Raw genomic sequence first — 25,616 nt, forward strand, 5'->3', positions numbered from 1 at the left:
CTCCTCCATTTTTAAAACAGTGCGTTATCCTTATCTGCCCTGCGCACAAGATAGTTGGCGGATACGACGGTAATAAGGCCAACGACCGATTGCAGGAAACCGACCGCTGCTGCGGAATTAATATCGCCAAGCTTCGTCAGAGCACGATATACATACGTGTCGATAATATCCGTCGTCGGGAAGTTAGGTCCTACATTGTTTGGCACAAAATAATGCAAGCCAAAGTCGCCGCGGAAAATGTTGCCGAGTCCCAGAATAAACAGGATGATGACCAGCGGCTTGAGCAGCGGAAGCGTAATGCGCCACATCATTTGAATGCGCGATGCGCCATCGAGTCTAGCGGCTTCATAATAATCGGTGTTAATGCCGGTAATGCCTGCGTAGTAGACGAGCGTCGAGAAGCCGATTCCCTTCCATAAGGCGACAAGCGGCAGGATGAAGATCCAAGGCGTCGTTTCCAAATACCACTTATGCGGCTCGAGTCCAAACCAGCCGATTATCGTATTGAGGTAACCGCCCTTATGATCTAGGAAGGCGTTCGTAATATAGCCTACAAGAACAAATGAGATGAAGTAGGGCAGAAACATCGTAGTTTGATAAATTTTGATCAGCCGTCCGCTCAGCTCATTGAGCAGCAGTGCGAGCAGCAGAGCAGCGAGCGTTCCGAGCACGATGTACGAAATATTGTAGAGCAGGGTGTTTCGGATGATGCGTACGGCATCCTGCGCCTTGAATAGAAATTCAAAATTAGCGAAGCCGACCCATTTGCTGCCGAAGATGCCTTGGTCATACCTGAAATACTTAAAGGCTAGAATCAGCCCGATCATGGGGATGTAGGCAATGACGAGTTTGAATAATATGCCGGGCATTGCCAGCAGCAGCAATTCACGATTTTTGGTCAGATGCTTCCATTCTTTGCTGATCCAGCCCGGTGCTGACGGCCGTTTCTCCGCCTTCGTGCCTGCTGCTTCACGCGCTATTTTGGCCACTTGCAATCTCCTCCATCTGAAGCGTCTCGGTTCTGATGCCCATCATGCCATGCAGAAAAGCAGCTGGGTAGAATAGGTTTTGCGAATGACTGTAATTGGGGAGTGTAAAATATTCGATTTTGTGAAAATTCGCGGATTAGTCGGTATGATGCAGCGATAAAAGACCCTTCGTTCACTTGGAAGCAGTGAACGAAGGGCCTTATTGTCTTCTTTATGGAGCTTATGAGATCGATTTTTTCATGCGGTATTCCTTTGGTGTCGTGCCTACCTTGCCTTTAAATAACCGGAAGAAGTAGCTTTGATTCGCATAGCCGCATTTGTCCATAATTTCCGCAATCGTATAGTTGTTCTGCTCCAGCAGCGCCTTCGCATGATTCAGCCGAACCTCGTTGATGTATTCGGTAATCGACAGCTTATAGCTCTCTTTAAACAGCTTGCCGATATAGGCAGAGGACAGCTTCACGCTCGTTGCGATGGATTGCTGGCTCAGATTGATATCGGAAAATTTTTGCTCGATCAATTCCTTGACGGTCTCCAGCATCATCTCGTTTCGTTCCATATTGGCAGGCCGCTGTCCTTCGCAGATTTTGGCGCAGAGCGACAAGAGCGAGAGATACATTTCCTCGAGCGTTTCCTTCTCCTGTGCGATCTGATGGATATAGTCGATATCGACGTGGAAGGCGACCAGCCGATTATCGCTAATCTCGCTTACCGCATTTTTTATTACCCATGCCAAATTAGATACGGTACGAACCATGTCGTCATAATTAAATCCGGCGATGAGGGAAAAGGCTTTCTCCAGCTCGGTGCCGACATTGGTTAGCTGGCCCTTCTTAAGCGCTTCGACTAGCTTTCGCTCAATAGCATCCGGCAGCGACATTTGCTTGCTCGCTAAATTCATTTGAATGTCCTCTGCTGTAATGATTGATTTATGTCCCTTCACGATCATATATTGGCTGAGGCGCAGCGCTTGCGTGTAAGCTGCCGACAAGAAAGGGTACTGCGAGATGACATCGCTGATGCCGCAGGATAGGGAGATGCTGTAATAGCGTTCGATCGTATCTTGAATCTCGCGAAGCAGAGGGGGGACTTGCTCAAACAGCATGTTCTCATCGTACATACTTCGCGAGAGAATAAGCACGACATGGTCGCCTCTAACTTCGACGGCTTCGCAAGGATAGTGCCTGCTCATCATTTCTTGAGCAATATTTACGATTGCAAAATTGTACAGCTTCTTAGTGGAGCCCGTCATGCTGTTATCATAAATGGCGAAGTTATCGATTTTCATTACACAGACAAGCAGCTCATCCTTAACCGATATATTGAGCTCATGCTTCTCGATGAGATGCTGCATGTCATGATGCGAGAACAGCTGGCTGTCGGTTAAAAACCTTCGGATATAATATTTGCTCACGATCTGCTCGGAGCTGATCTCATTCAGCTTCTCTGACAGCCGCATGTAGTTGTCGCTCATAAGTCCAAGCTCGTCGCGGGCGCTTTTGCCAGAGCTTCGCTCGTCGGGCAGATGCGGCCGGATTCGCTTAAGCATATTCTCGATTGGATTATAGAGCTTATAGGACAGCCAAATCGAAAATCCGACGGCAAGGAGCAGGAACAGGCCTGATATCATCAGCGACTGATTGCGTGTCTTCGTTACTTCCTCCATCATCTTGTCGTAGGACTGTATGAATAAAATCGTCCAAGCGCCAAGGCCATCGTCCATATACGTGATCATTTCTTTCTCTTCGGATTGATCGTCGATGACGAAGCCGGCTGAATGGTCTTCTGTGGCTTTGCCGGTTTGGACGATTTCTTTGATACGGTTCTGATCACGGTTGGTCATGTAGGAGGCGCCTGGGTCTGAGGTCAATAATTGGCCATTTTGCGTTTGAATATAAATTTCACCCTGATCACGGCTGCTCGCAACGTTCATTTTCTTTAAGCTCTCGAACACCCAATCGGATTTGATGAACAAAATAATGGCGGATTGGCTGCTTGTAAACGATTTCAAAGAATCGGTTACGATAAAGGCAAACGTATCGATACGGCCATCGTCTTTCTCCAGGCTCATCGGAATAAGGCGATTGGTAGGCTGTGGATGGTTTGGGTCCATCAGGACGCTTCTAATCTTCTTTTCCGTGATGCCTCCATCGAGCAGGAGGCTGCTGCTCGTACCGTACAGCTCCGACCGAGCTTTATTGTAGACAACCATGGAGTGCAGGAAGGAGGAGCTTTCCATAATGTTAGACATTTGGCGATGGCCGCGAATGAAATCCATCTTGGGCAGCTCGTCATTAAACATAAGCGGGATAAGGAAATGATCGCGATAGACGAAATTGGATAACCTGGTAATGATATCGTTCATGTAGGAGAGATTATATTGAATTTGCGAGAGTACCTTCAGATTGGACTCCTCTTGAATGCCCTTGACTGATTTCTCAAGAATGTAAGTGTTAGATACAGCGGACAAGGCTAGCACGACCACCATGGAAGCTGTAATGGAGAACATGACTCGCTGCAAATATTTTTTGGATTTGTAAAACCCGAATACTTTCATCCGATCCAAGCCCCCCTGTGTCAAAAATCTGTTTACTTGGGTCCGATATTGGCGAACTCGATGTCGGTCCAGCCTAATGAGTAGGCGGGCGACTTAGGGTGCAGCCTATAGTCAGTTTCATTGGCATTCATGAACAGCGGCTCCGTAATGAGCGTTTCTCCATCGTATTTGCCGTTTGCGAGCAAACGCCACTGCTCCCAGTCGTATTCCTTTCTACCTAGCCGATCCTGCCCGGAGGAAGCCAGAGGCAGGTTGCCTGCGACCTTGCACGGCTCGCCGTTTCTCCAATAAAGGCTGCGGTTAGCGGCGGCAAAACGTTCTTCGCTATAATTTACAAAATAATATAGATAACCCGAATTGTAAATGATATTGCATGCAATAGCGATTTGTTTATTTTCTTCGCCTGCCATCTCCTGAGAGCCGATCGCGGCGATTGCATCGGGATTGGACACAAGAAGGTTATTTCTAATCCGGTTGCCGATTCCCTTCGAGAAAATAAGCATCCACAGCTTGCCTTCGCCTGTGCTGAATAGGTTTCGAATGACATTGTTCGTAACGGTGAAATCATCCGCCGCGTCGTCTAAATAGATGCCGAAGCCAAAGGAGAAATGAATGCCGCTATCATGCAGGTGGTTGCTGTGTATGACATTGCCTCTGCCAGTACCCCAAGCCTCGATTAGACCACCGTCCTGACTGTCCGTCATAACAAACGAAATGTCGTTGCAAGCGATCCGATTGTTTCGGGTGTGCAGGAAACCCCAGTGATTATTCCAAGTTACCGCGATGCCGTAAAGCTCAGCTGGCATTACTTTATGCCGCAGCCCCTTCATGGATATACCGTAGCGAGGCATATCGGCAATGTAATTGTTTGAAATCTCGTTGTCTCCGCTTTGATAGAGCAGAATGCCGCAGCCGTGTCCAACCAGCTCGCCGCCATGCTGGATACGGTTATTCGTGATGTGATTATAGGCGTTAGTATAGGAGTGAGCCGGGCTATCGAATGGTCCTGCTCCCGGCGCGAATCCGTTCAAGCTGATGCCGATGTAGCCAACATTCCGAATATCATTGCTGTCTATTGTAATATGTTTCGAATAATGATCCAGATAAATGCCGCAGCTCCCCGAATGCTTCAGCTTGTTGCCTTCAATCCGAATATGCTCTGCATGATTAATATAAATGAGGCCTTCGCGATGCTCGGGCTGCTCTACGTTATCATCCATCATCCGATATTCGCGCGAAAAATCGGTACATGCGAGCGAAAATCCCGAGATGCACAAGCTGCGCACGGGCTGCAGGTGGTTCAACCCGTTGATATCCAGCAGCCGTTGGGCTGTTGGCGCGAGGATGGTTTGTTCATTCGGATGATCAGCGCCAATTTCCGGCCAATAATAAACGATCCCTGCGGATGAATCCAGGTGGAACTGTCCTGGAGATTGAAGGAAGTCTAACGATCCTTGCAAAAAATATCGTGAGCCTGCCTCGACCGGCCAAGTGGTGGGGCTCTCGAATTGCACATATCGATTTTCTGGGTCGAATGAGGCGACCGGCTTCGTCTCCGAGAACCAATTCCACTCTCCTTCTCCCGGCCAGACATATACTTGCGTGCCCGCGAGACTGCTGTGAAGCGGCATATCTTCCGCACGGATACGTATGCCTCGCTGCTTTAAACGCTCATCACTGTTCGCTTGAAGGCCATCTGTTCGATAGTAACCTGCTGCGGGCAGCCTTGCTTGCTTCACACGGGCACCATCTGCATACAGCGTGTAAAAGCTCATTCCCTTATCAACATGGGCTTGCCAGATGCCCTCTTTAAATGGAACCCAGTTTGTGATCCGTTTGCCGCCTACGAGAGCGGCTTCCTCGCCGGGGAAGCTGCAATAGCGGACCTCAAATCCGTCTTTTCCGGAATCTTTATCGTTGAAACGCAGGGCGGATTCAAGCTCATAGAGGCCGCCGCGCACATACACCATTACATCCTCGCTCATGCCATTCTCGATTTTCTTTCGAACTTCTAGCTGCGCCCTCTGTAGAGTGTGGAAAGGGGCATCGGCAGTTCCACGATGATCGTCGCTTCCGTTCGCCGCCACATAATAGACCGTACTCATAACGAAAACCTCCTTTTAGAGCAATGAGCGAATAACTGTACATTATAGTTATAAAACCGATGTCTAAAGCGGCGCAAGTGCATTCAAATAAAGTACACTTAATCGTTTTTTTCACAGTTGGTTGGCTCCCACTTAAGCAAATACGGAAAAAGGCGTGCGAAAGAATCGGCTGACGGAAATGCGGTGAAGGAGGAAAAAACCTTGATCAGCATGGCTTGCCATGATGGATCAAGGTTTTTTGGGCTGCGGTAAAAATGGCTATTTCGTATGGGAAGCATGCTATTAGGTTAAAGTGAGATCTTTAAAAAAAGCTAAAACGGTTTCGTCATTATGATGGGCTGTAACGGCCAAACCAAGCTGAATCGTAGTGTTAAGCTTCAAATGATGTGCGGCAAAGAGCTTCCATTCTTCCTCTCCCGTACGGCTAAAGGCTGCAAAGTTGTCGCCTGATCGCTTCAGCCTAATCCATGTCTCGGGAAAAAGCACGGGAAACTCCGGTGATTCAGAAATGTAATCGGAAGGATAAATAGCTGCGCTGGCGCCACCCGTTTTTTCACGGAACTGCAGCTCATATCCGCCGTTGTTCTTATTTCTGGCGCTGTTATCCGGAAATACCATATGGTAGATATGAGGTATAATCGATAGCCGGAGGAAGGAAAAGTAGTGATCTGAAGGTAAGTCAATAACCTAAAGGTTATTGCTAGAGTGGAGTGCTGCTAAAGCTATGCTTTTATTTTTTGAGATAAACCTCATAATGGGATTGAAGGATTTGTATGCTAGATGTCATACTAAACCTATTAGGCAAAGATTCCAAAAGGCTAGAAGCATGGCGAGACAGAAATATTTTTAACGGCATACCGAAGAAAGCCAAGCAGAAACAAATAGGAGGAGAACGAATGACTAGATTATTCCAGACGAATGAGCTTCGGAAAGTGTTTTCGCTTGATGGCAGCTGGGATTTCACTGCTATTAAAGATGATGGGGATAGCCTTGAATCGATCTCTTATCCCTATAAGCTGACCGTTCCAGGCTGCTGGGAAATGCATCCTGAATTTCTAACGTACCGAGGGAGAGGAGCATACCGGAAGCGGGTAACGATTAGGGAGAAAACTGCGCTGCGCTTCGTGTTCAAAGGCGTTAGCCATACAGCCCGGGTGTATTTTGACGGGGTGCTTATAGCAGAGCACTATAATGCATACACCGCATTTCATGCGATCGTAAATGAGGTTGAGCAGGGGGAGCATGAGCTCGTCGTGCTTGTTGACAATAGCTTTGGCGAATTTTCCGCGCTGCATGTGCCAAATGATTATTATACATATGGCGGCATCAATCGTCCTGTGGCGATGGAAGAAATTAAAGACCAGTACGTGGAACGAATCGCTTTTACACCGATCTGGGAAAATGGTGCTTGGAAGGCTTCGGTTCAAGCCTATATCCATAAGCTTAATAATCTAGAGCTTTCCTATCGTCTTAGCTTTCAGTTGAACGGCAAGCCGTATGAACTTGGAGAAGGCAAGTTGCAATCAGACGGCGAAACGATGTTGAGCGGCATTTTTGATTTCCCAGAGGTGGATGCTTGGTCGCCAGAGAGTCCCAAACTTTATGAGCTTAGAATGAAGCTTATTGTTGAAGGGAAAGAAGCTGACGATTTAATTGAACGGGTAGGTTTCCGTGTAGTGACGACGGCAAATGGTAAAATACAGCTCAACGGTAAAGACATCGTATTTAAAGGTGTGAATCGGCATGAGGATCATCCGATGGTGGGCTCCGCCATTCCGTTGCAATTAATGGCTCTTGATGCTGATTTAATGACGGATATGGGCTGTAATGCTGTTCGGACAAGCCACTATCCTAGCGATGAGCGTTTCCTCGATTTATGTGATGAAAGAGGCATTTTAGTGTGGGAAGAAAACCATGCGCGTGGCCTTAGTCTGGAGCAGATGAGCAACCCTAACTTCCGCTGGCAGTGCGAGCAGGTAAACCGCGAAATGGTAGAGCAGCATCATAACCATCCATCAATCGTTATCTGGGCGATTCTAAATGAATGCGCTAGCAATACTGCAAAAGGCCGGGAAATGTACAAAGAGCAATTGGAGCAAATACGAGCGCTTGATGCAAGTCGGCCGCTGACCTTTGCGTCTCACCATAGAGAAAGTGAGCTATGCTTCGATTTGGCGGATATCGTCTCCTTTAATTTATATCCCGGATGGTACGGGGATGAGGATCCAGGCGAGCTTTGCGATTTGGCGCGAGGTTGGGCAGACGCAAAAGGCGGCCTAGGCAAACCTATGATTATGAGCGAGTTCGGCGGAGACGGCTATTACGGCCATCGGGATGCAAGCAGAGTTCGGGGGACTGAGGAGCGGCAAGCGGACATTATCGAAGCGAATTTATCGGCTTACACGTCGAGATCATTCATCTCGGGCATGTTCATTTGGCAATATTGCGATTGCCGAGTAACGGAGGGAACGGATTGGCTAATAACAAGAGCTGGCACGCAGAACAGTAAAGGAATCGTTGACCGTTACCGCAGACCGAAGCTTGCTTATGCAACCGTACAGCGATATTTTAAAAAGCTAGATAAATCGTTTAAATGATTATTCTAATGAGCCACTAACATGCTTATATAAAAAGAAACTGCTTCTTCCTGAATGGTTGCTTGAAGCTTCCTTTTCACGAGAAGAGCGGTTTCTTTTTGCTTCGTTCTAACAACACACAACTGGTGTATGTTGGTTAAAGGCTGACCAAATTGGGTAATGATGATTAAGCCAGTCCTTTATTTCTTTTAATCGGCGTGAAATACATGGAAAAAAATGATACATAATCGTTTTGAAAAAAGGAAAAATATAAATAACCAAACATCAAATTTTTCTACTTTAAAGTGTTCATTACAAATGCTCCCAAATCAGATGTGGCTGACGGCAGTAAATCGCAGTAACGGTGCACATCTAAATACATGTATGGTATTATATTATTAACGATAAACCAAGCTAAAAGCGAAGCTGCCATAATGAAGGAGTTTTTATTTTGAATGATGCTATGATCATGTTAAAGAAAACGAGCCGTACTTTTTATATTCCTATTAATCGTCTAAAAGAAGGATTAAAGGAAGCAGTAGCAGCAGCCTATTTGTGTATGCGTGCGATTGATGAAATCGAGGATCATGAGACGCTTGCGGACGATGTGAAAGTGGAGCTATTGAATGGCATTCATGTTGCATTCGAGTCAAAGGATGTCGTTACCGAATCTCAAAGGCTGTTGTTCCCCTATCGTGACATATTGCCCGATGTGACGATGCGAATTCATGAATGGGCGTTGTTATGTCCTCCTACAGTCACTGATGTCGTATACCTAAACACTTCCAAGATGGCTAAGCAGATGGCCGAATGGGTTCATGTAAGCTGGAACATCCGGACGGAAGAGGATTTGGACGGTTATACGTATAGTGTTGCTGGCATGGTTGGGGAAATGTTGTCTGAAATCTGGTTCTGGTTTGACGGAACAAAATCAGATCAAGAGAAAGCGGTTGCTTTCGGCAGAGGCTTGCAGGCTGTCAATATTTTGCGCAATCGTAAAGAAGATTTGGAACGCGGCGTAGATTTTTTTCCTGATGGCTGGGGCACGAAGGAAATGATCAAGTATACGCGGCGCAATCTAAAGCTAGCTGATTCCTACATTGTAGATTTGAAGGGCGGACCGGCTCTCGACTTCTGCAAAATCCCGCTTACATTGGCGCATGCGACCGTTAACCTTATTGCAGCAGGCGGCAACAAGCTTACAAGAGACGCGGTAATGAAGCTTGTAGGCAGCATCAATTAACTGATCAATTCGATAAAAGCCAAGCCCATGATCGAAACCATGGGCTTGGCTTTTATTTGTGTCCATTTAGATAACGTTATTGATTCCTTATTACCTTCTTATTATTAAAATTCGAGCCTAAAGTCGATTTATAAAGCACATAACCTCCCGAAACGAGTGAAATCAGGAAGCACGCGAAGACGAGAAGCGAAATGGCTGACCAATCGACGATGCTTCGACCAAGATACGTCTGCCAGCCAATGGCGATTAAACCGAGCAAGAAGGTGATTCCTGTCATATGGATCCATAAGCTGCGAGCCCTAGCGGAAAAGGAAGTTCGTTCAGTAAGCCATGCGACTACCGGTACAGCTTGCAGCGCGTGGAAGCCAAGGCCATGTAGCACAATAATGTTACCGTGAGTACCGACAAGTCGGCCTTCATTTATAGATATCCAAATACCTGCTGCAAACGAGAAAAGGATAGCGATCATTGCGTATCGGATGCCAGCCACTAGCTCTGGCCTGAGCAAATACGCTTTTCTGCGGAAAAAATGAATGGCTAAGAACAGATAATAAAGGACGAGCATCAGCGCTACGAAAGAGAAAATGGAACCGACCGTGACGTCAAATGGCTTACCGTCTTGCACAAAGCGTGGATTCACGCCACGAAAATTTTGCATCGTTTCTGCAAAGTAAGAATACAGCGCAAGCAGGATGAAAGACCATCGGAAGAAAGCTCTGCTCTTTGTTCCCATCGCGGCAAAAGGAATGATCGCCGCCGTTGACAGCAGAAAGATGCCAAGCGCTGCATTAAAGGAAAATGCATCGGATACATTCCCATTAGGTGAAACGGGACCTCCATAAAGCAATACCCATACGGCGCATATCCCTGCAAGCAGGAAGCCAAGCAACCCGGTAAGCACTAACCCTTTTTCCCCTTCAAAAAAACGAACGGATGGATTTGCCTTTATAACTGTACTCCTATTTCTATCCATAACCATTGTAGCTTCTCCTTATCTGTCCCGATTGACTTTGATGTATTTATTGTATGGCGTGAGAGAAATGGAAAAAACATCCTTAAGTCTGCATCTTTGTTTAGACATTAGTCGCAATAGCTGTCAGTCTTGCGACTGACTGGCACTACGAATTTATGATAAATAGCGTTCCAAGCAAAAAGGAGCTCCCACCTCATATGAGGCAGAAAGCTCCTAACATCCTGCAAACCGCAATTCGTTTGAATTTTTTTCGTTATACGCTTCATCGCGATATCGCTATAGAAGAAGGCAGCAGGGAGTAGACGTTTTGCAGCAAAAGCAAGCTGCGGCTTAGCTTGAACTTTGAGCCCGAGAATGTGCAGCGGTCATAATTGAAGCGAAGGGACGAGATATGGTTCGTACAGTTCGTAAATGAGCAGCCAATATAATGCGATCCGTCAAAGTAAACCTCTTCGTCTTTAAATGTTTTGTTAAGTATATATTCCATTTTGTAATCCTCCCTAATGAAAACTACTATTCTATTAAATGATATGAATCTAGTTAATGGTGTATAACCAAATTGCTATAAAATGAAACATTTGAACTACAAGGATAGGCCAGAATAAGAAAAACCACGAGAGAGCGATAGGTCGCACTTCGTGGTTTTCGTTTATTCGCTGGTTACGCGAGGCAATGCTTCTATAAATGCGAGCAAGGCGCTGCTGACAAAAGAGTCCTTGCGGGTAATAAATTCCGTCTTCATGTACTTGATCGTTTCGGGAATTTCATGCGTACGGATAGCGCCTTCTTCTTCTTGTTTTACGACGACGATTTTTGGCATCAACGAGATGCCTAGTCCAGCGCTCACTCCGCCTACTATCGCTTCTAGCGTGCCAAATTCCATCATTGTCGGATGGGTTAAGCCGCTTGCGTGCAGCCATTTCTCAAGAACGGCCCGATAGGAGCAGCCCTTACTATAGACGAGGACAGGCTTCGTCAACGCTTCTTCAATGCTGGTTACAGCGTTATGCGATACAATGACAAGCTCTTCATTAAATACGGGAAAGGAGCTAAGCTCAGGATGCTCGCACTCGCATCCGATAAAAGCGCCATCCAGCTCATATTGAAGCACCTTCTCGATTAAGGATTGAGAATGCCCGGTAGTCAGCGACAGAAGTACCTTTGGATGCTGACCATAATAGTCGGCTAGCAGCGTTGGCAGCCGAACCGCAGCAGCCGTCTGCGTTGAGCCGATCGTAAGCGGACCGTTAGGTTCATCCGAGGAGGTGAGCGCCTGAGCGGCCTCCTCTAACAGGCCGATAATTTTATCGGCATAGGCGAGCAGCGTTTTGCCGCTTGAGGAAAGCGTCATTCCTCGGTTATGGCGGAGAAAGAGAGCAGTGCCCAGCTCCGCTTCAAGATTTCGAATTCTCGCGGTGACGTTAGACTGTACATAGCCAAGCCTGAGAGCAGCTTTAGTGATGGAGCCCTCGCGGGCAACCATATGAAATACGCGTAAATCTGCACTTTCCATCGACAGCACCATCCCCACAATTCGAAACGTAAAATATCCGCTTTTGCTATCACTATTTATGATACTAAGTATCTTTAATGATCATTATACATAATACCCAAGTCTGATTACAATGGATGTAAAACCAATGACAGCCTAGGGATAGGGACGGGATGGCAGCGTAGAATTAGTCGGAGGAGAGATGAAGGATGGATTTAACAAACAAGGCTGCACTCGTTACAGGCGGCGGAACGGGTATAGGCAGAGCTACAAGTATGGCGTTAGCTTCCAAGGGAGTCCGAGTGGCGGTCAATTATTCGCGTTCCAAAGCGGATGCGGAAGAAACCGTCGAGCTGATCCGAATGGCGGGCGGAACGGCGATCGCGATACAAGCGGATGTGTCAAAGGATAATGAGGTAAAAGAAATGGTGAATACGATTGTACAGCGCTTTGGCACCGTTGATTTACTCGTGAATAATGCAAGCATTACGCGCCACATCCCGCTTGAACGATTAGAGGATGTAAAGGAGGAGGATTGGGATGAGCTTTACGACGTTAATGTGAAAGGGATGTTTTACTGCGCGCGTGCTGTCAGTTCTTATATGAAGGAAAAGAAACAAGGCGCTATCGTTAATGTTGGCAGCATTGCAGGAGTGACAGGCTTAGGCTCGTCGCTGCCTTACGCCGTATCCAAAGCAGCTGTGCATGGGTTAACCAAATCGCTAGCTCGCGCGCTAGCACCTGAAATTAGAGTGTGCTGCGTTGTGCCAGGCGCGGTTGCGACAAGATGGTGGGAAGGTCGTGAAGAGATTATGGTTCGGCTGGCCGGACAAATCTTGCTTCAGCGCATCTCGACACCCGAAGATATCGCAGGCTTGATTACCGCTGTTTTGCAGCAAGATTCGATGACGGGTCAAATGATTACGGTAGATGGCGGGCAATCGTTATAATCGTAAGAAAGTCCATTTCGGTCGCAAGGAAACACAACCTGCACATTCACATGATTCGATATACTTGGTTATAACAACGAGAAAAGGGGGAATCCGAAAAGAAGGCAAGGCTCATCTCGGTCTAGTCCCGCATGGGTAGCGCCACATTATTGAAAGGAATGATGATGAAGAATGAGAGTATCCAGATTGATCTGCCTCATCCAAATCTTTTGCCTCGCCGCATTAGTTTGGAGCTTGCCGGTATCCGGCAGCGCAGGGGTAAATGAAGAGGTAGCCGAAACCTCAAGTAATGTGCATGTATCCAATACGGATGAACTTGAAAGCGCTATCAATGATGCTGCTCCAGGTACGACGATTTTACTTGCCGACGGAACCTACGACCGTAGCGGATCGTTTCGGATCGAGGGCAAGCACGGGGACGAGAGCAGCCCAATTACTATTATGGCGGCTAATCAAGGGCAAGCGACAATCACTGGACGCGCAGGCTTCTCAGTGATCAACTCTTCGCATGTCGTATTGCGAGGGATGAAGTTCACTGGAGAGTCAACTGCCATCAGCATAAACAACTCTCATCATGTTAGGCTGACCCGAAATACATTTGCCCTTGCGCCGACGAGCAATCCGAGCGGCTTGAAGTGGGTGCAGCTCACAGGAGACGAAAACCATCATAACCGGATTGACCGCAATGAATTCGGACCTCGTACTGATCTTGGGCAAATGATCGCTTTCCAAGGCAAGGTCATGTCGCAATATGACGTGATTGAATACAATTACTTCCATGACGCCGCCCATCAGTCATTGAACGGCGGCGAGACGATTCGAGTCGGCCTGTCCGGCTCGTCGATGTCGAACGGCTTCGCAACGATTCAGTACAATCTGTTCGTCAATCTAAACAGCGATCCCGAGGTCATTTCGGTCAAGAGCGGGAACAACACCGTTCGGTACAATACCTTCATTGATAACAGAGGCCAAGTAACCGCGCGCCACGGGCATAAAAACAGCTATTATGGCAATTATTTCTTCCGTACCGGAGATAAGCCTAACGTCGGCGGCTTCCGCATCTATGGCAATGACCACAAAATTTACAATAACTACTTCCATAACATCAATAATGCCATCCATATCGATGGGGCGAATTACGACGCAGGGCCAGACGGAAGCCAGTATGACTCGACGGTGCTGACCAGGCACTGGCGCGTGTACCGCGCACAAGTATTCCATAATACGATCGTGAACGGAACTCTCGGAATCGTTGTCGGCAAGAGCTACGTTTACGGACCGGTGGACAGTGTGGTAGCCAATAATATCGTCATCGGCACGGGTGGATCGTTGTACAGCGACGTGAAGTCGACAAATACCTTCTACGAGGGCAATATCGGCTATGGCGACGTGCTGAGCGACGTTCCGAGAAGCACGTCCGAGATTTGGGAGGTCGATCCGCTCCTTGTCAGTCAGAATGGGCTATATAGACTGACTTCAGAGAGCCCTGCCATCGACGCCGCAACTGGCAGCTATCCGCTTGAAGTCGACATGGATGGACAACCTCGAGCAGTCAGTGATATCGGAGCGGATGAATATGCTATGGGACCTGTTCGCACACAGCCGATCACGACCGCAGAAGTAGGTCCGAATGCATTGACGCATTTGACAGCACAGGCTGAAGGAACACAAACTGCCAGTGGTTGGTATACGTCCAGCGTTGCCGTCAAGCTTGAAGCCATTAATGCAGAAACAGGCGCAGGCCGACTGGAATTCCGCTTGAATGATTCTGATGAATGGCTAGAATCGCCTTCGGGCAATCCCATTATGCTAACCGAGGATGGACAGAATAAGCTTAGCTACCGATATGTTAATGAAGGAATCGCTGAGCCTGAGAAGGAGCTGATCATTGCTATCGATCGCGATGCACCTTCCTTTCAGTTGCTCGGCAATGGCGCCTCTATCGGAGAGGCTACGTCCTTCGCCGATACAGAGAATCTTGCTCTTGAGCTGCAAGCGGAAGATGCCGGATCAGGAATCTCAGCTCAGACCTTTAGCTGGGGCGACGATGTCTACGAGACTTCGGCACTTATCCCATTAACGGGTCGTTTAGGCGAGCATGTGATCAAGGTGTCTGTTATTGATGCGGCTGGACATGCTGCCGAAGCTGTATATCATATAAGCGTAACTCCTACATTTGAGACACTGCAAGGCTTGCTTGCACAGTATATAAACGCGGGAACAGTCAGCGGACCGTCTGTTAATCAGCTTTCCAACAGCTTGAGGCAAGCTTTGCATCACTATGAGCTCTCAAATGCAAGTGGCTCCATTAAGCAAGCTGTGAAATTTCTGGACAAATTCGCCGAGTATGCGGAGAACGCTCATGCAGCCCAAATTTCACCTGAAGCGAAAGAGTCGCTGGTCGGCTATGCGGCGGCATTGACTGCTTTCCTTCAAAAGTAAATAAAAAAAGCGCCTCTGCCAGCTTCCCCGTCTGCATGGACGAGTAGGAGCGAAGAGGCGTTTTTTTTTACATTTGACAAATCTGATCGTCCCTTTTATGATTAGTTTGAATTCAAACAAGTTGAAGGGTGTGAAGCTCCATATGGGAAAAGATCATCATATTTCACGTTTCCCTTGGGAGCATGAGGATAGCAATACTTTGCTCATTAAGCTCGCTTTCATTAACATTCGTCGTGAGATAGAAACGGCGCTGCGTCCGCTAGGGTTAACTCCGCAGCAATCGCAGTCGCTCCATCTGCTGTCGATGAAGCCGGGGGCGATGAATGCCGATTTGGAGAAGCTGCTGTTCATTGATAAATCGAGCGTAACCAGCTTAATAAATGGAATGGTGAGGAAGGGCTGGGTTGTTCGGCACAATCATGAGCAGGATGCGAGAATGAAGCGGATTTATTTGACGGAAAAAGGAAACGAAATGCATCAGCATAGTTTGCAAGCCGTCATGCAGGCGAAGGATAAAGCGAATCTGCCTCTAACGGTTGAAGAGTCCGCCACCTTAAGAACGTTACTCAGAAAAATCATCAGCGCTTACGAGTAGCAACCTTGTAAGCATGTTTTCCCCGTATGTAGTTTGAATTCAAACGATAATGGGTTTTAAGATAGAAAGGGTGTATAGAACAAAATGGAAACCGCAGGTGTTAAGAACAATGCCGAGAAGCTTATGCCTATTTTGGCGTTCACATTAGTTTTCTCCATTATGAATGCTTCTATGTTTAATGTCGTTATGCCGGTTATCAGCAAAGAATTCGCCATTACGCCATCTCAGGTAAGCTGGCTGCTGACCGGCTATATGATCGTATACGCAGTCGGCTCCGTTACATACGGAAAGCTTGCGGACAAATACAGGCTAAAGGACTTATTAACGTTCGGCTTGATATTTTTTGCGTTAGGTTCAGTCGTAGGGCTTGTCGCGAATGAATATTGGATGATTGTACTTGGACGGATTTTGCAGGCTAGCGGAGCTGCTGTTGTCCCTGCTACGGCGATGATTATTCCTGTGCGCTATTTCTCTCCAGAGAAGCGTGGCAGGGCGCTAGGCACAGTAGCTGCTGCATTGGCGCTGGGCACGGCCCTTGCTCCTATTGTTGCAGGTTTGGTTACGAGCCTGATCAATTGGAGATTTCTTTTTCTGTTATCGTTGATTCCGCTGCTTATGCTGCCTCTCTTTAGAAAGTATTTAGACAACCATAGGGGCGCTGCTCAAAAAATAGACTTTTTAGGCGGCATCCTGCTTGGAGTTTCGGTTGCCTTGCTGCTCATTTCGATTTCGCTTGCAAACGTATGGTTTATGATAGGCGGAGTCGTGACGCTTATTTTGTTCATTATACGCATTCTGACTGCAGCAGAGCCATTCATTCAACCGAACCTGTTCATCAATAAAAAGTATTCCTTCGGTTTGCTTATTACTGCGCTTGCAACTGTATTAAGCTTTACTATGCCGTTCGTCACCCCGCAGTTTTTGGCGGGCCTGAACAATCTTTCGCCAGCGATTATCGGACTTATTATGTTTCCGGCCGCGATTATTTCTGCCTTCATGGGTCGGCGGGGCGGCAAGCTGGCAGATGAAAAGGGCAATTCCTTTTTGGTGTATACGGCGATCTCGCTGAGCTTCACTTGTTTTCTCTTGCTCTCGATCTTTGTAGGCTCATCGCCGTATGTGATTTTATTTTTGCTCATATTCGGAAATTTGGGCCAGACCTTTATGCAAATTGCGATTTCTAATACGATTTCGTCGACGCTCGCTAAAGAACAAATCGGTGTTGGGATGGGCCTCATGTCCTTGCTCAACTTTATTTCTGGCGCGATGACCACAAGCGTAATCGGGAAGCTGCTGGACGCGAAGGAAACGACAATCCATTTTAACCCGTTCGCTCTTCATGGCGGGGCTTATCTTTACAGCAATATTTTCTTTTCATTAGCTATATTAGCCGCAATCATTGTCGGCATTTATTACTTTGCATTTAGCTCGTTCGGCGGGAAAACGGGCATGAAGGCGAAGCTGAAGGATCGCAAGTCATCTTCTACGACGGCATAAGAGCAGCTGTGAAGCGGTTCGAAAATTGCAACTGCGTTTTTATATAAGCAAGCCTAATCGGATAGACTAAGAAAGCATTTGGGCCAAGCGGTTCAAAATGCTTTTTTTTTTCGCTTGACAGCAGTAACTGTATAAACTAATATTACAGTATCAAAAAAAGTTACAGTTAATGCAAGCAGATAAATGTGAAATGGGAGAGATGCAAGAAATGAACTCAAATTATAAGCCATTGTTTGAAACGTTTTCTTTGAAATCAGGTGTTGATTTAAAAAACCGCGTCGTGATGGCGCCAATGACGAATTTTTCCTCGAATGAAGACGGAACGGTATCCGATTCTGAGCTTCAATATTATGGCCGCAGATCAGGCGGCGTTGGACTCGTCGTCACGGCTTGCATTTATGTTTCACCAAACGGCAAAGGATTTCCTGGGGAATTTGCCGGTGATAGCGACGAAATGATTGCCAGCTTAAGAAGCTTAGCTTCTACAATTAAAGAAAAAGGCGCTAAAGCCGTATTACAAATTTTTCATGGGGGTAGAGAATGCCCGCCTCATTTAGTGCCGAATGGCGATGTGGTTAGCGCAAGTGCTGTAGCGTCTGAGCAAAAAGAAAATGTTGTTCCTAGAGCGCTGAGGGATGAAGAAATCGAGGGTATTATCCGTGATTTTGGAGAAACGACAAGAAGAGCGATCGAAGCAGGCTTTGATGGCGTTGAAATTCATGGCGCCAACGGTTATCTCGTGCAGCAATTCTTCTCTGCTCATTCGAATACGCGTGAAGATAAATGGGGCGGCAGTATTGAAAAAAGACTGCGCTTCCCGCTAGCGGTAGTCGATGAAGTAAAGCGTGTCACAGCTAAGCATGCGAAGGGACCGTTTCTTGTCGGCTACCGGTTCTCCCCTGAGGAAGCGACGACACCTGGCATTACGATGGAGGATACCTTCAGACTTATTGATGAGCTTGTTGTCAAGGAGCTTGATTATCTTCATGTATCGCTGCAGGATTTCTGGTCGCTGCCAAAGCGCGGCGCGGATGAGACGAAAGCCCGCATAGAGTGGATCCAAGAGCGCGTTGGCCATTTGGTGCCTATTATTGGTGTCGGCTCCATCCATACGCCGGATGATGCGCTGAAGGCTCTTGACACGGGCATTCCGCTTGTTGCGATTGGCCGCGAGCTCATCATTGAGCCGGACTGGGTCGAGAAGGTGGCAGAGGGCAGGGAATCCGAAATAAAAACAACGCTAAGCAGAGCCGATCAAGACCGTTTGGTCGTGCCGACGCCACTCTGGCAGGCTATTGTCCATACACCAGGTTGGTTCCCGCTAGGCGATTAATATAGAAGCAAACAGGTCAGAGATTACTCTGGCCTGTTTTTTTTTGCCATGCTGTTTAAACTAAAATGATTTGCCAGTTGTTTTAGTACTAAAGTTATTGTATCATCATATAATAGGTTGGCAACCTAACTAAATGCGAAAAAGTAGTTTTGCTGCCAATAGGCCATAATAAAATAAAATGTTTAGGAGTGCAGGGCAAATGGAGCAATTAACTCAAAAGAAAAAAGTTACAATCATGATTGCTCTGATGGCAGCGATGTTCTTCGCCGCTATCAATCAGACGATCGTGAGCACAGCAATGCCGCGGATTATTGCAATTTTAGGAGGCATCGAGTATTACACTTGGGTTATCACGATCTATATGCTCACCTCAACGATTGCGACTGTATTGGTAGGGAAGCTCTCTGATATTTACGGGCGAAAACCATTCCTGTTATCCGGGATTGTACTCTTTATTATTGGTGCTTTTCTTTGCGGGACTTCGACAACGATATTTCAGCTCATTACGTATCGGGGTATTCAAGGCTTAGGAGGCGGTATTCTTATGTCCGCCACAGTCACCGCGGTAGGGGATTTGTTCGCGCCGCGCGAGAGAGCAAAATGGACTGGCATAATGATGGCTATTTTTGGCTTCTCCAGTGTAATTGGTCCGACACTTGGCGGATTTATGGTCGATCACATTGCGTGGAAATGGATTTTCTGGATCTTCCTTCCGCTTGGTCTAGTCGCTTTTGGGATGATTTGGTCGATGTTCCCGAAAACAGTCCGCAAGACAACGGAATCGATCGATTATCTCGGTTCCTTATTCCTATCGCTGACCATTATTTCTCTTCTGCTCGGCTTCTCATGGGCAGGAACTAAATATGATTGGGATTCATTCGAAATTATCGGTTTGCTTGGAGCAGCGGTCGTTTTCTTAATTATTCTGCTGCTTGTTGAACGCAAAGCGAAAAGCCCCGTGCTGCCATTAGGGATGTTTAAGAACAGCATCGTTACGATTTCGAATTCCATCGGCTTCCTCATGAATGCCGGAATGATGGGCGCAATGATGTATTTGCCGTTTTTCGTACAGGGTGTGCTTGGTATATCGCCAACCACTTCAGGCTTCGTTAATATGCCGATGTCGATTGCGATGATCATCCTCAGTACGTTATCGGGCCGCTGGATTTCAAAATCAGGGAAATACAAACGATTTGCGCTTGCAGGTATGCCATTCATGGTAGTAGGCATGCTGATGATGGCCTTTATGACCAATGTTGGCGTTGCGGTTGCAGCGATGATTGTATTTGGTATCGGCCTTGGTATTTCGATGCCTGTATTTACATTAACGGTTCAAAACGCAGTAGCTCCTTCTGAGCTGGGTGTAGCTACCGCTACGGCAACATTATTCCGGAACCTTGGCGGTACGATCGGCATTGCAGTAATGGGTACAGTTATGAACTCGACGCTAACTAGCAAGCTTGCGGAAGCTGTTAAAGCGGGAGAGGGACCGGATCTCTCGAAGGTAGACCCTGCTACAGCGGAGAAGCTGACGAGCTTCCTCAATCCGCAAATGCTGCTTGACCAGCCTAAGCTGAAGGAATTGCACGCAACTCTTCCTGAACAAATTCAGCCTTTATTTACGCATATTATCGAAATGGTTCGTTCAGTGCTCAGCGATTCACTTACAGTCGTATTCCTATTCGGTATGGCATTGCTGATCGTTGCATTCGTTCTTGTGTTTTTCTTGAAAGAAATTCCGCTGCGTTCCTCCAATGACATGAAAGCTAAAGCGAGTGTGGAACAGACGGATACATTAAAAAAAGAGCCAGCTCTTAATTAATGATTAAGAGAGGCTCGTAGCGGCGGGATTTCGTTGTTTGCAGCAATGCTTCCAACGAAATCCCATTTCTATATTTAGATCTCATCGTTCGTTTTTGCTGACTCAAGATATTCAAATACCTGATTTAGCAAGCCGACGAGCTGATCGCTTTGCTCCTTGCCCAAATGATCAATCATCCCTGTGAAAATAGCTTTAAATCGTTCACTCGCCTTCTGGGCTAGCTGCTCGCCTTTGTCGGTTAACGTAATTTCCGTTATTCTGCGATCGGTCTTATCGGTTGAGCGCATGACGTAACCAGCGCTAATTAAACTATTTAACATTTGCGTTACTGTAGGCGATGTCACTTGAAGCATTTTGCTTATTTCAGATACGTTTGTGCCTCCTATGCCTTTGTCGTTGCTTTGCTTTACACATACTAACAATCGGATTTCACTGGCCTTAAGTCCGCCCCACATCGTTTTTTTACGCCAGTCTGCTCGTCCAAAACGCTGGAAAACACTAATTAAATCCGAAACATTTTCATATTTATCCGTGCTCATACGATTCACCTCAGTGAATTTATTTTATAAATTAATTAGGTTACCAACGCAATTATAGTAAGATTGAGGTTAATAAGTCAACAATGGAAAAGAAATGAGGTGCAGGATGAACGAATACGATGAATGGAAGGAGCTGTTTCCCCTTTTAAAAGGGGTGTACAAAAAGCTGAAAGCCGAATGGTATAAAGGGATCGATTGCAGCTTCTCCGTAAACCAAACGAGAATGATTCAATATTTGGATCGCCAAAGTCCAATGAAATCAACGGAATTAGCCGAGATGCTTTTCATTACAGCCGGCGGCGTGACGCTTATCGGGGACAAGCTTGTAGAGAGAGGGCTTATTCGAAGATATCGCGGAGATGAGGATAAGCGCGTCGTATATTTAGAAATTACAGACGAGGGCAAGCAGTATATCAAATCTTTTGAAGAAAACGACGAGGCCATCATTCGTTATATGAGCGAACGCGTCTCGCAGGAGGATTTGGCCCATTTGAGACGAATATTTTCGTTATTTAATGATTAACATATGATGCATAGAAGGGGAAAATAGCAATATGGTGATGGATCAAATGCACAAAATGAAAGAAATGAAAAATCAGATTACACGTTTTATGATGATGTACAAGTTTGCGCTGCAAGAGCTGGAGACGAAGATAGAAATTTTGAAAGAGGAATTTCATTTATTGCATGCCTATAATCCGATCGAGCACACAAGCTCACGCTTGAAGTCGCCGAAGAGCATTTTGGAGAAGCTGTACAGAAAGCAATCCGAGCTTACCTTCTCCAGCATTCGTAGCAACATTAAGGATATTGCAGGCTTGCGCATTACTTGCTCATTCATTTCGGATATTTACCGCATTAGCGATATGCTGAAAAATCAAAGTGATTTGAACATTTTAGAAATAAAAGATTATATAAAAAAACCTAAGCCAAATGGCTATCAAAGCCTCCATATGATCATTGAGGTGCCGGTATTTATATCAGACCGGGTTCAGAACATCTGCGTGGAGGTGCAAATTCGGACGATCGCAATGGATTTTTGGGCTAGTCTAGAGCACAAAATTTATTATAAATATCATCAATCCATTCCGCCGCAGCTTTTGGAAGAGCTGAAGGAGGCAGCGGAATCCGCATCCGCGCTGGATCAGAAGATGGAGCGTCTCCACAACGAGATCGAAGCGATCAAGGAAGAGCGCGAGGACGATATCGGAGATGAGATGATTCGACTGCTCATGAACAATCAGAGCTTCTCGATTCCCGGCATGCTGCTCGATCTTTTCGATGAGGGCGAGCTAAAATAATAGTCGTGAACCTTTTGACAGCGACATAAAGTGAAAGTAGTGCATTACATACTACCGAACGAAATGCGTTGTTGAAGGGTGGTCATAAGGCGATGGTCATTTCCAGCTTTCAAGCATTCATTCAGGTGTTTGGCTTATCGATCTCCATGAGCTTGGTTGGCGGCCTAATTGGTCATTTTGTGAAAAATGGGATTGTCGAATTGCCAAAGCTCGTCATAGAATATGATGAGGCTGGATTAACGCTGTCTTCGAATTGGTTAATGAAATGGATACAGCGGGTGTACTATTTTGTTATTTTCGTCATTGGCTTCAGGAACCATAGCAATGCGAAGAAGAAAATATTTTTTGATCTTGGTTTTTTAGGCGATCTGCTGATCGCGATTGGAACGGGAATACTTGCGAAGACCGCGCTATCCATGGCGAACACAACGGACAATTTTGCGGTTGTGAGCAGCTCTTTGCTGGCTGGCTATGCTGGCTTATCCTACTTGAAGAGCAAGCAAAATAAAGAGTTTGCAGATTTATTTCCGGAAGAAATGGATGATCAAAATCCGCAATCACCGCCGAAATAATATGCAAGTTTACTTAAGTGCTGCGTATAATGACCATAGATGAAAAAAGGTGATCCTTGCGGAGCGAGTTTTTTATCTAACAAAGGAATCGAATGTTTAAGATGAAAGTTTCACTCCAAAAAAACGTTTAAGGAGGGTGGAGCCTTGGGGAAAACAACAGTTAAAGTGACACCTGAAGAGATGCAAGAGCTCAAGAAGCTCGCTGAAATTGTCAAAAACCCTCAACTTCCGATGTCTGACCGCCGCATCGCTAAGACACAGTACGAGTCCATTATTAACTTTGCGAAAAACAGCAACCGCAGCATTATATCATCGGTCTAATACGCAGCCCAATGGGATGAAGCCGTTCCTTCCCGGAACGGCTTTTTTTTGTTTGTTTCATTCGTTAGACTAGCAAATACCACACACGAACCGCAGCATAGATCGTTAATTGCCCAGGCTCGATGGGCGTAACTATAGAATCGGATTGGAGAGCTCTCCTGAAGGGGATAGGTTCGGTGCCGCGTGGCAGCTCTTGAACTTTGCTGGGTAATGGGGCGATGGAGGCTCCGAGCGTATGCGAGATGGCAATAGCTTTAAGCTGGGCATTTTGGATGGCAAGCGACAATGCTTGATTTTCAAAACGTTGTTTTTGAACAATGGAAAATTGAATGGACGACACCGTATTGGCGCCATGAGAAACGGCCGTATCCACAACATTTCCAGTCTGCTCTACCTCGTCAAGGGTGATTTGCAGCAGATGGGTTACCTTGTAGCCCTTGAAAATTTGCTGGCCGTCTGGAAAATCATACTGGATTTCGATTCGATAATCGTTCGTTTGGATATTTTCACGGGGGATATTTAAATCTTGCAGTGCATGGATGATGTTCGTCACAGTTTGTGCGTTTTCGGATTGGACCGGCTGCAGAGCTATTCCTTCTGTAACGGCTCCAAGAATGATCAAGGCTCTATCTGGAGCAGCGGCAACTGTCCCTTCGCCTAAAACCTCAATGGTGGGCAGACTTTTGCATGGAGCGGGGGTAGCCGCATAATAAATGGGATTACCGTACATCGCAGAGCTCCTTTCGTAAAAAGCGAGATAAACTAATGTATGGAGGAAAGCGCCCCAAAATTCTTGCATCCGCGTTTCTTCTTGCATGCGGCAGCAGCGGCAGAACATACAAAAATGGCGGGCAAGAGAAGATCTCTTGCACCGCCATTTATTTAAGGCAATTCGATTGCAACTTCGCGCTTGCTGGCTGCAGAGCGGAGCACGCCGTCGATAATTGCCTGGTTATACAAAATCTCTGCGCCAGGGATAGGAGCAGGGCGATTGTCCGCAATAGCGGCAACAAAGTCCTTAACCTTCTCGTCGAACAGATTAAGGCCGTGCTGGATAACTGGAATGGTTGATTCTATATGCTGATCTACCACATCATGATAAAGCGTCATGCTGCCTACGCTGCCATCCCATACGCCGCTCCATGGGCCGGTGCCTGCCGGCGTAACCTTAAGGCCGCCGTCTGTTCCGAGAAACATAGTCGCTCCAAGCGTATCCATATGCATAGCCCAGCTGATTTTGTAATTCAGCACGATGTCGCCTTCAAGGCGAACCATCGCTACGCCAAAGTCCTCCACGTCAAAATTGGCGGCTTCCCTATGATATTTCGGATTTGTTCCAAAATGATTGGAAGTGTAAGCCGATACAGTAAGCGGCTTCGGATAGCCAAGCGCATTTAGCGCCATATCAAGCGAATAGCAGCCGATATCGGCCATAGCGCCAGCGCCAGCCAGCTCCTGCCGGATGAAGGTGCCCCCCGGCATGCCGCGGCGTCTGCCGCCGCCTGTCTCTACGAAATAAACGTTGCCTAGCTTGCCCGATTGCACGATTTCTTGGATTAACGACATGTTGGGGTCGTACCTAGGCTGGAAGCCTACTGTCAGCATTTTGCCGCTGCGCTCAGCCGCTTGAACCATGTCGATGGACTGCTGAAGCGTCACAGACATCGGCTTCTCGACCAGAACATGCTTGCCGGCGTTTAAAGCGTTTACGGAAGTCTCGTGGTGAGCGAAGTTAGGCGTACAGATGCTGACACCGTCAAGATCAAGCTCCAGCAGCTGTTTGTGATCCTCGAATGCAGCCGCATGGACAAGCCCTTCCTGCTCGATAAAGGCTTGCGCTCTACCCGCCAAGCTATCCGCTACCGCCACAATTTCGACATGGGGTATTTTTTTATAGGCAGAAGCATGCGCTCTAGCAATGCCGCCGCTTCCTATTATTCCAATTCGTATCGTTCTCGCCATCGTTTTTCCCTCTTTTCATTGTCATGCCTTTACTTTAGCACAGCTCTACAAGCCGTGAAATTCCGAGAAAAGGACATCGTGACTACAAAATCGTGACATCGCCGCCATTGTAGCAAAAATCCAATTAGCTTCTGAAAACGCAATTGCTGCCGATGCGCTTCAATGTTGTCGCGGCTCGTATTTCCGGCATACAGCTGGCTTAGTAGTTCAATCCATTACGAGAGCGGATAGACTCGAAGCATATTACGATTTGGGAACAGCGGCTTGTCATAGGGCCTTGGAATATCATTTTCCAAATGAATGGCGCGGAAAAAAGTTTGATAGTATTCCACATGGCTGTCATCCAA

22 protein-coding genes are annotated in these 25,616 nt (G+C 46.7%); 12 read left to right on the forward strand and 10 right to left on the reverse strand.

All coding sequences use genetic code 11. The features are described 5' to 3' along the window. Positions 1-11 precede the first annotated feature (11 nt). From HI950_RS14805 to HI950_RS14820, 4 genes are all read right to left on the reverse strand, one after another. The gene (locus tag HI950_RS14805; RefSeq protein ID WP_317618367.1) at positions 12-989 is read right to left on the reverse strand and encodes an ABC transporter permease; all 978 of its coding nucleotides are present in this window, start codon (positions 987-989) and stop codon (positions 12-14) included. Between the two features lie 220 nt (positions 990-1,209). Further along, a complete protein-coding gene (locus tag HI950_RS14810) occupies positions 1,210-3,546 on the reverse strand; it encodes an AraC family transcriptional regulator (RefSeq protein WP_169084948.1) in 2,337 nt (778 codons plus the stop codon). A 32-nt stretch (positions 3,547-3,578) separates the two neighbouring features. After that, entirely contained in the window at positions 3,579-5,651 is a 2,073-nt protein-coding gene (locus HI950_RS14815; protein WP_169084946.1) for a right-handed parallel beta-helix repeat-containing protein, read from the reverse strand. A 282-nt stretch (positions 5,652-5,933) separates the two neighbouring features. After that, complete coding sequence (locus HI950_RS14820; protein ID WP_169084944.1) at positions 5,934-6,269, reverse strand: DUF1349 domain-containing protein; 336 nt, start codon at positions 6,267-6,269, stop codon at positions 5,934-5,936. Positions 6,270-6,547: 278 nt separating this feature from the next. On the opposite strand from HI950_RS14820, the gene HI950_RS14825 reads away from it, so the two are divergent. Both HI950_RS14825 and HI950_RS14830 read left to right on the forward strand, forming a co-directional pair. Then, positions 6,548-8,248 carry a glycoside hydrolase family 2 protein gene (locus HI950_RS14825; protein WP_169084942.1) on the forward strand — a complete coding sequence of 567 codons (1,701 nt, stop codon included), beginning with the start codon at positions 6,548-6,550 and terminating at the stop codon, positions 8,246-8,248. 442 nt (positions 8,249-8,690) lie between these two features. Further along, entirely contained in the window at positions 8,691-9,470 is a 780-nt protein-coding gene (locus HI950_RS14830) for a squalene/phytoene synthase family protein (RefSeq protein WP_169085459.1), read from the forward strand. Between the two features lie 76 nt (positions 9,471-9,546). On the opposite strand, the gene HI950_RS14835 is transcribed toward HI950_RS14830, so the two are convergent. The 3 genes from HI950_RS14835 to HI950_RS14845 form a co-directional block, all read right to left on the reverse strand. Then, on the reverse strand, positions 9,547-10,449 hold the full coding sequence (locus HI950_RS14835; RefSeq protein ID WP_169084940.1) for a hypothetical protein: 903 nt from the start codon (positions 10,447-10,449) through the stop codon (positions 9,547-9,549). A gap of 256 nt (positions 10,450-10,705) precedes the next feature. After that, complete coding sequence (locus HI950_RS14840; RefSeq protein ID WP_169084938.1) at positions 10,706-10,930, reverse strand: hypothetical protein; 225 nt, start codon at positions 10,928-10,930, stop codon at positions 10,706-10,708. Positions 10,931-11,092: 162 nt separating this feature from the next. Next, positions 11,093-11,956, reverse strand: coding sequence for a LysR family transcriptional regulator (locus HI950_RS14845; RefSeq protein ID WP_169084936.1), 864 nt, complete (start codon positions 11,954-11,956; stop codon positions 11,093-11,095). A 188-nt stretch (positions 11,957-12,144) separates the two neighbouring features. On the opposite strand from HI950_RS14845, the gene HI950_RS14850 reads away from it, so the two are divergent. The 6 genes from HI950_RS14850 (at position 12,145) to HI950_RS14875 (ending at position 20,574) form a co-directional block, all read left to right on the forward strand. Further along, positions 12,145-12,885, forward strand: coding sequence for an SDR family NAD(P)-dependent oxidoreductase (locus HI950_RS14850; protein WP_169084934.1), 741 nt, complete (start codon positions 12,145-12,147; stop codon positions 12,883-12,885). Positions 12,886-13,056: 171 nt separating this feature from the next. After that, positions 13,057-15,327 (forward strand): polysaccharide lyase 6 family protein, encoded by a 2,271-nt coding sequence (locus tag HI950_RS14855; protein WP_169084932.1) that lies wholly within the window; start codon positions 13,057-13,059, stop codon positions 15,325-15,327. 142 nt (positions 15,328-15,469) lie between these two features. Beyond that, on the forward strand, positions 15,470-15,922 hold the full coding sequence (locus HI950_RS14860) for a MarR family winged helix-turn-helix transcriptional regulator (RefSeq protein ID WP_169084929.1): 453 nt from the start codon (positions 15,470-15,472) through the stop codon (positions 15,920-15,922). 84 nt (positions 15,923-16,006) lie between these two features. Next, entirely contained in the window at positions 16,007-17,419 is a 1,413-nt protein-coding gene (locus tag HI950_RS14865; protein WP_169084927.1) for an MFS transporter, read from the forward strand. A 208-nt stretch (positions 17,420-17,627) separates the two neighbouring features. Continuing rightward, positions 17,628-18,752, forward strand: a complete 1,125-nt coding sequence (locus tag HI950_RS14870; protein ID WP_169084925.1) for an NADH-dependent flavin oxidoreductase — start codon at positions 17,628-17,630, stop codon at positions 18,750-18,752. 199 nt (positions 18,753-18,951) lie between these two features. Then, a complete protein-coding gene (locus HI950_RS14875; protein ID WP_169084923.1) occupies positions 18,952-20,574 on the forward strand; it encodes an MDR family MFS transporter in 1,623 nt (540 codons plus the stop codon). Positions 20,575-20,648: 74 nt separating this feature from the next. Here the strand turns inward: HI950_RS14875 and HI950_RS14880 are convergent, their stop codons facing one another. Then, the gene (locus tag HI950_RS14880; RefSeq protein ID WP_169084921.1) at positions 20,649-21,113 is read right to left on the reverse strand and encodes a MarR family winged helix-turn-helix transcriptional regulator; all 465 of its coding nucleotides are present in this window, start codon (positions 21,111-21,113) and stop codon (positions 20,649-20,651) included. Positions 21,114-21,219: 106 nt separating this feature from the next. On the opposite strand from HI950_RS14880, the gene HI950_RS14885 reads away from it, so the two are divergent. The 4 genes from HI950_RS14885 (at position 21,220) to HI950_RS14900 (ending at position 23,307) form a co-directional block, all read left to right on the forward strand. Further along, on the forward strand, positions 21,220-21,636 hold the full coding sequence (locus tag HI950_RS14885; protein ID WP_169084919.1) for a MarR family winged helix-turn-helix transcriptional regulator: 417 nt from the start codon (positions 21,220-21,222) through the stop codon (positions 21,634-21,636). Positions 21,637-21,667: 31 nt separating this feature from the next. After that, complete coding sequence (locus HI950_RS14890) at positions 21,668-22,414, forward strand: GTP pyrophosphokinase (protein ID WP_169084917.1); 747 nt, start codon at positions 21,668-21,670, stop codon at positions 22,412-22,414. A 92-nt stretch (positions 22,415-22,506) separates the two neighbouring features. After that, positions 22,507-22,986, forward strand: a complete 480-nt coding sequence (locus HI950_RS14895; RefSeq protein ID WP_169084915.1) for a hypothetical protein — start codon at positions 22,507-22,509, stop codon at positions 22,984-22,986. A 144-nt stretch (positions 22,987-23,130) separates the two neighbouring features. Further along, on the forward strand, positions 23,131-23,307 hold the full coding sequence (locus tag HI950_RS14900; protein WP_169084913.1) for a hypothetical protein: 177 nt from the start codon (positions 23,131-23,133) through the stop codon (positions 23,305-23,307). A 64-nt stretch (positions 23,308-23,371) separates the two neighbouring features. On the opposite strand, the gene HI950_RS14905 is transcribed toward HI950_RS14900, so the two are convergent. Both HI950_RS14905 and HI950_RS14910 read right to left on the reverse strand, forming a co-directional pair. Continuing rightward, complete coding sequence (locus HI950_RS14905; RefSeq protein ID WP_169084911.1) at positions 23,372-24,037, reverse strand: SIMPL domain-containing protein; 666 nt, start codon at positions 24,035-24,037, stop codon at positions 23,372-23,374. A 152-nt stretch (positions 24,038-24,189) separates the two neighbouring features. Continuing rightward, a complete protein-coding gene (locus HI950_RS14910) occupies positions 24,190-25,269 on the reverse strand; it encodes a Gfo/Idh/MocA family protein (RefSeq protein WP_169084909.1) in 1,080 nt (359 codons plus the stop codon). Positions 25,270-25,616 lie beyond the last annotated feature (347 nt).

This window comes from Paenibacillus sp. PL91 (assembly GCF_012935325.2).
Classification (GTDB): domain Bacteria; phylum Bacillota; class Bacilli; order Paenibacillales; family Paenibacillaceae; genus Pristimantibacillus.

Coding starts and splice junctions, on each gene's coding strand:
- HI950_RS14810 (WP_169084948.1), bottom strand. CDS start 3,546: ATGAAAGTATTCGGGTTTTACAAATCCAAAAAATATTTGCAGCGAGTC.
- HI950_RS14815 (WP_169084946.1), bottom strand. CDS start 5,651: ATGAGTACGGTCTATTATGTGGCGGCGAACGGAAGCGACGATCATCGT.
- HI950_RS14820 (WP_169084944.1), bottom strand. CDS start 6,269: ATGGTATTTCCGGATAACAGCGCCAGAAATAAGAACAACGGCGGATAT.
- HI950_RS14825 (WP_169084942.1), top strand. CDS start 6,548: ATGACTAGATTATTCCAGACGAATGAGCTTCGGAAAGTGTTTTCGCTT.
- HI950_RS14830 (WP_169085459.1), top strand. CDS start 8,691: ATGATCATGTTAAAGAAAACGAGCCGTACTTTTTATATTCCTATTAAT.
- HI950_RS14835 (WP_169084940.1), bottom strand. CDS start 10,449: ATGGTTATGGATAGAAATAGGAGTACAGTTATAAAGGCAAATCCATCC.
- HI950_RS14840 (WP_169084938.1), bottom strand. CDS start 10,930: ATGGAATATATACTTAACAAAACATTTAAAGACGAAGAGGTTTACTTT.
- HI950_RS14845 (WP_169084936.1), bottom strand. CDS start 11,956: ATGGAAAGTGCAGATTTACGCGTATTTCATATGGTTGCCCGCGAGGGC.
- HI950_RS14850 (WP_169084934.1), top strand. CDS start 12,145: ATGGATTTAACAAACAAGGCTGCACTCGTTACAGGCGGCGGAACGGGT.
- HI950_RS14855 (WP_169084932.1), top strand. CDS start 13,057: ATGAGAGTATCCAGATTGATCTGCCTCATCCAAATCTTTTGCCTCGCC.
- HI950_RS14860 (WP_169084929.1), top strand. CDS start 15,470: ATGGGAAAAGATCATCATATTTCACGTTTCCCTTGGGAGCATGAGGAT.
- HI950_RS14865 (WP_169084927.1), top strand. CDS start 16,007: ATGGAAACCGCAGGTGTTAAGAACAATGCCGAGAAGCTTATGCCTATT.
- HI950_RS14870 (WP_169084925.1), top strand. CDS start 17,628: ATGAACTCAAATTATAAGCCATTGTTTGAAACGTTTTCTTTGAAATCA.
- HI950_RS14875 (WP_169084923.1), top strand. CDS start 18,952: ATGGAGCAATTAACTCAAAAGAAAAAAGTTACAATCATGATTGCTCTG.
- HI950_RS14880 (WP_169084921.1), bottom strand. CDS start 21,113: ATGAGCACGGATAAATATGAAAATGTTTCGGATTTAATTAGTGTTTTC.
- HI950_RS14885 (WP_169084919.1), top strand. CDS start 21,220: ATGAACGAATACGATGAATGGAAGGAGCTGTTTCCCCTTTTAAAAGGG.
- HI950_RS14890 (WP_169084917.1), top strand. CDS start 21,668: ATGGTGATGGATCAAATGCACAAAATGAAAGAAATGAAAAATCAGATT.
- HI950_RS14895 (WP_169084915.1), top strand. CDS start 22,507: ATGGTCATTTCCAGCTTTCAAGCATTCATTCAGGTGTTTGGCTTATCG.
- HI950_RS14905 (WP_169084911.1), bottom strand. CDS start 24,037: ATGTACGGTAATCCCATTTATTATGCGGCTACCCCCGCTCCATGCAAA.
- HI950_RS14910 (WP_169084909.1), bottom strand. CDS start 25,269: ATGGCGAGAACGATACGAATTGGAATAATAGGAAGCGGCGGCATTGCT.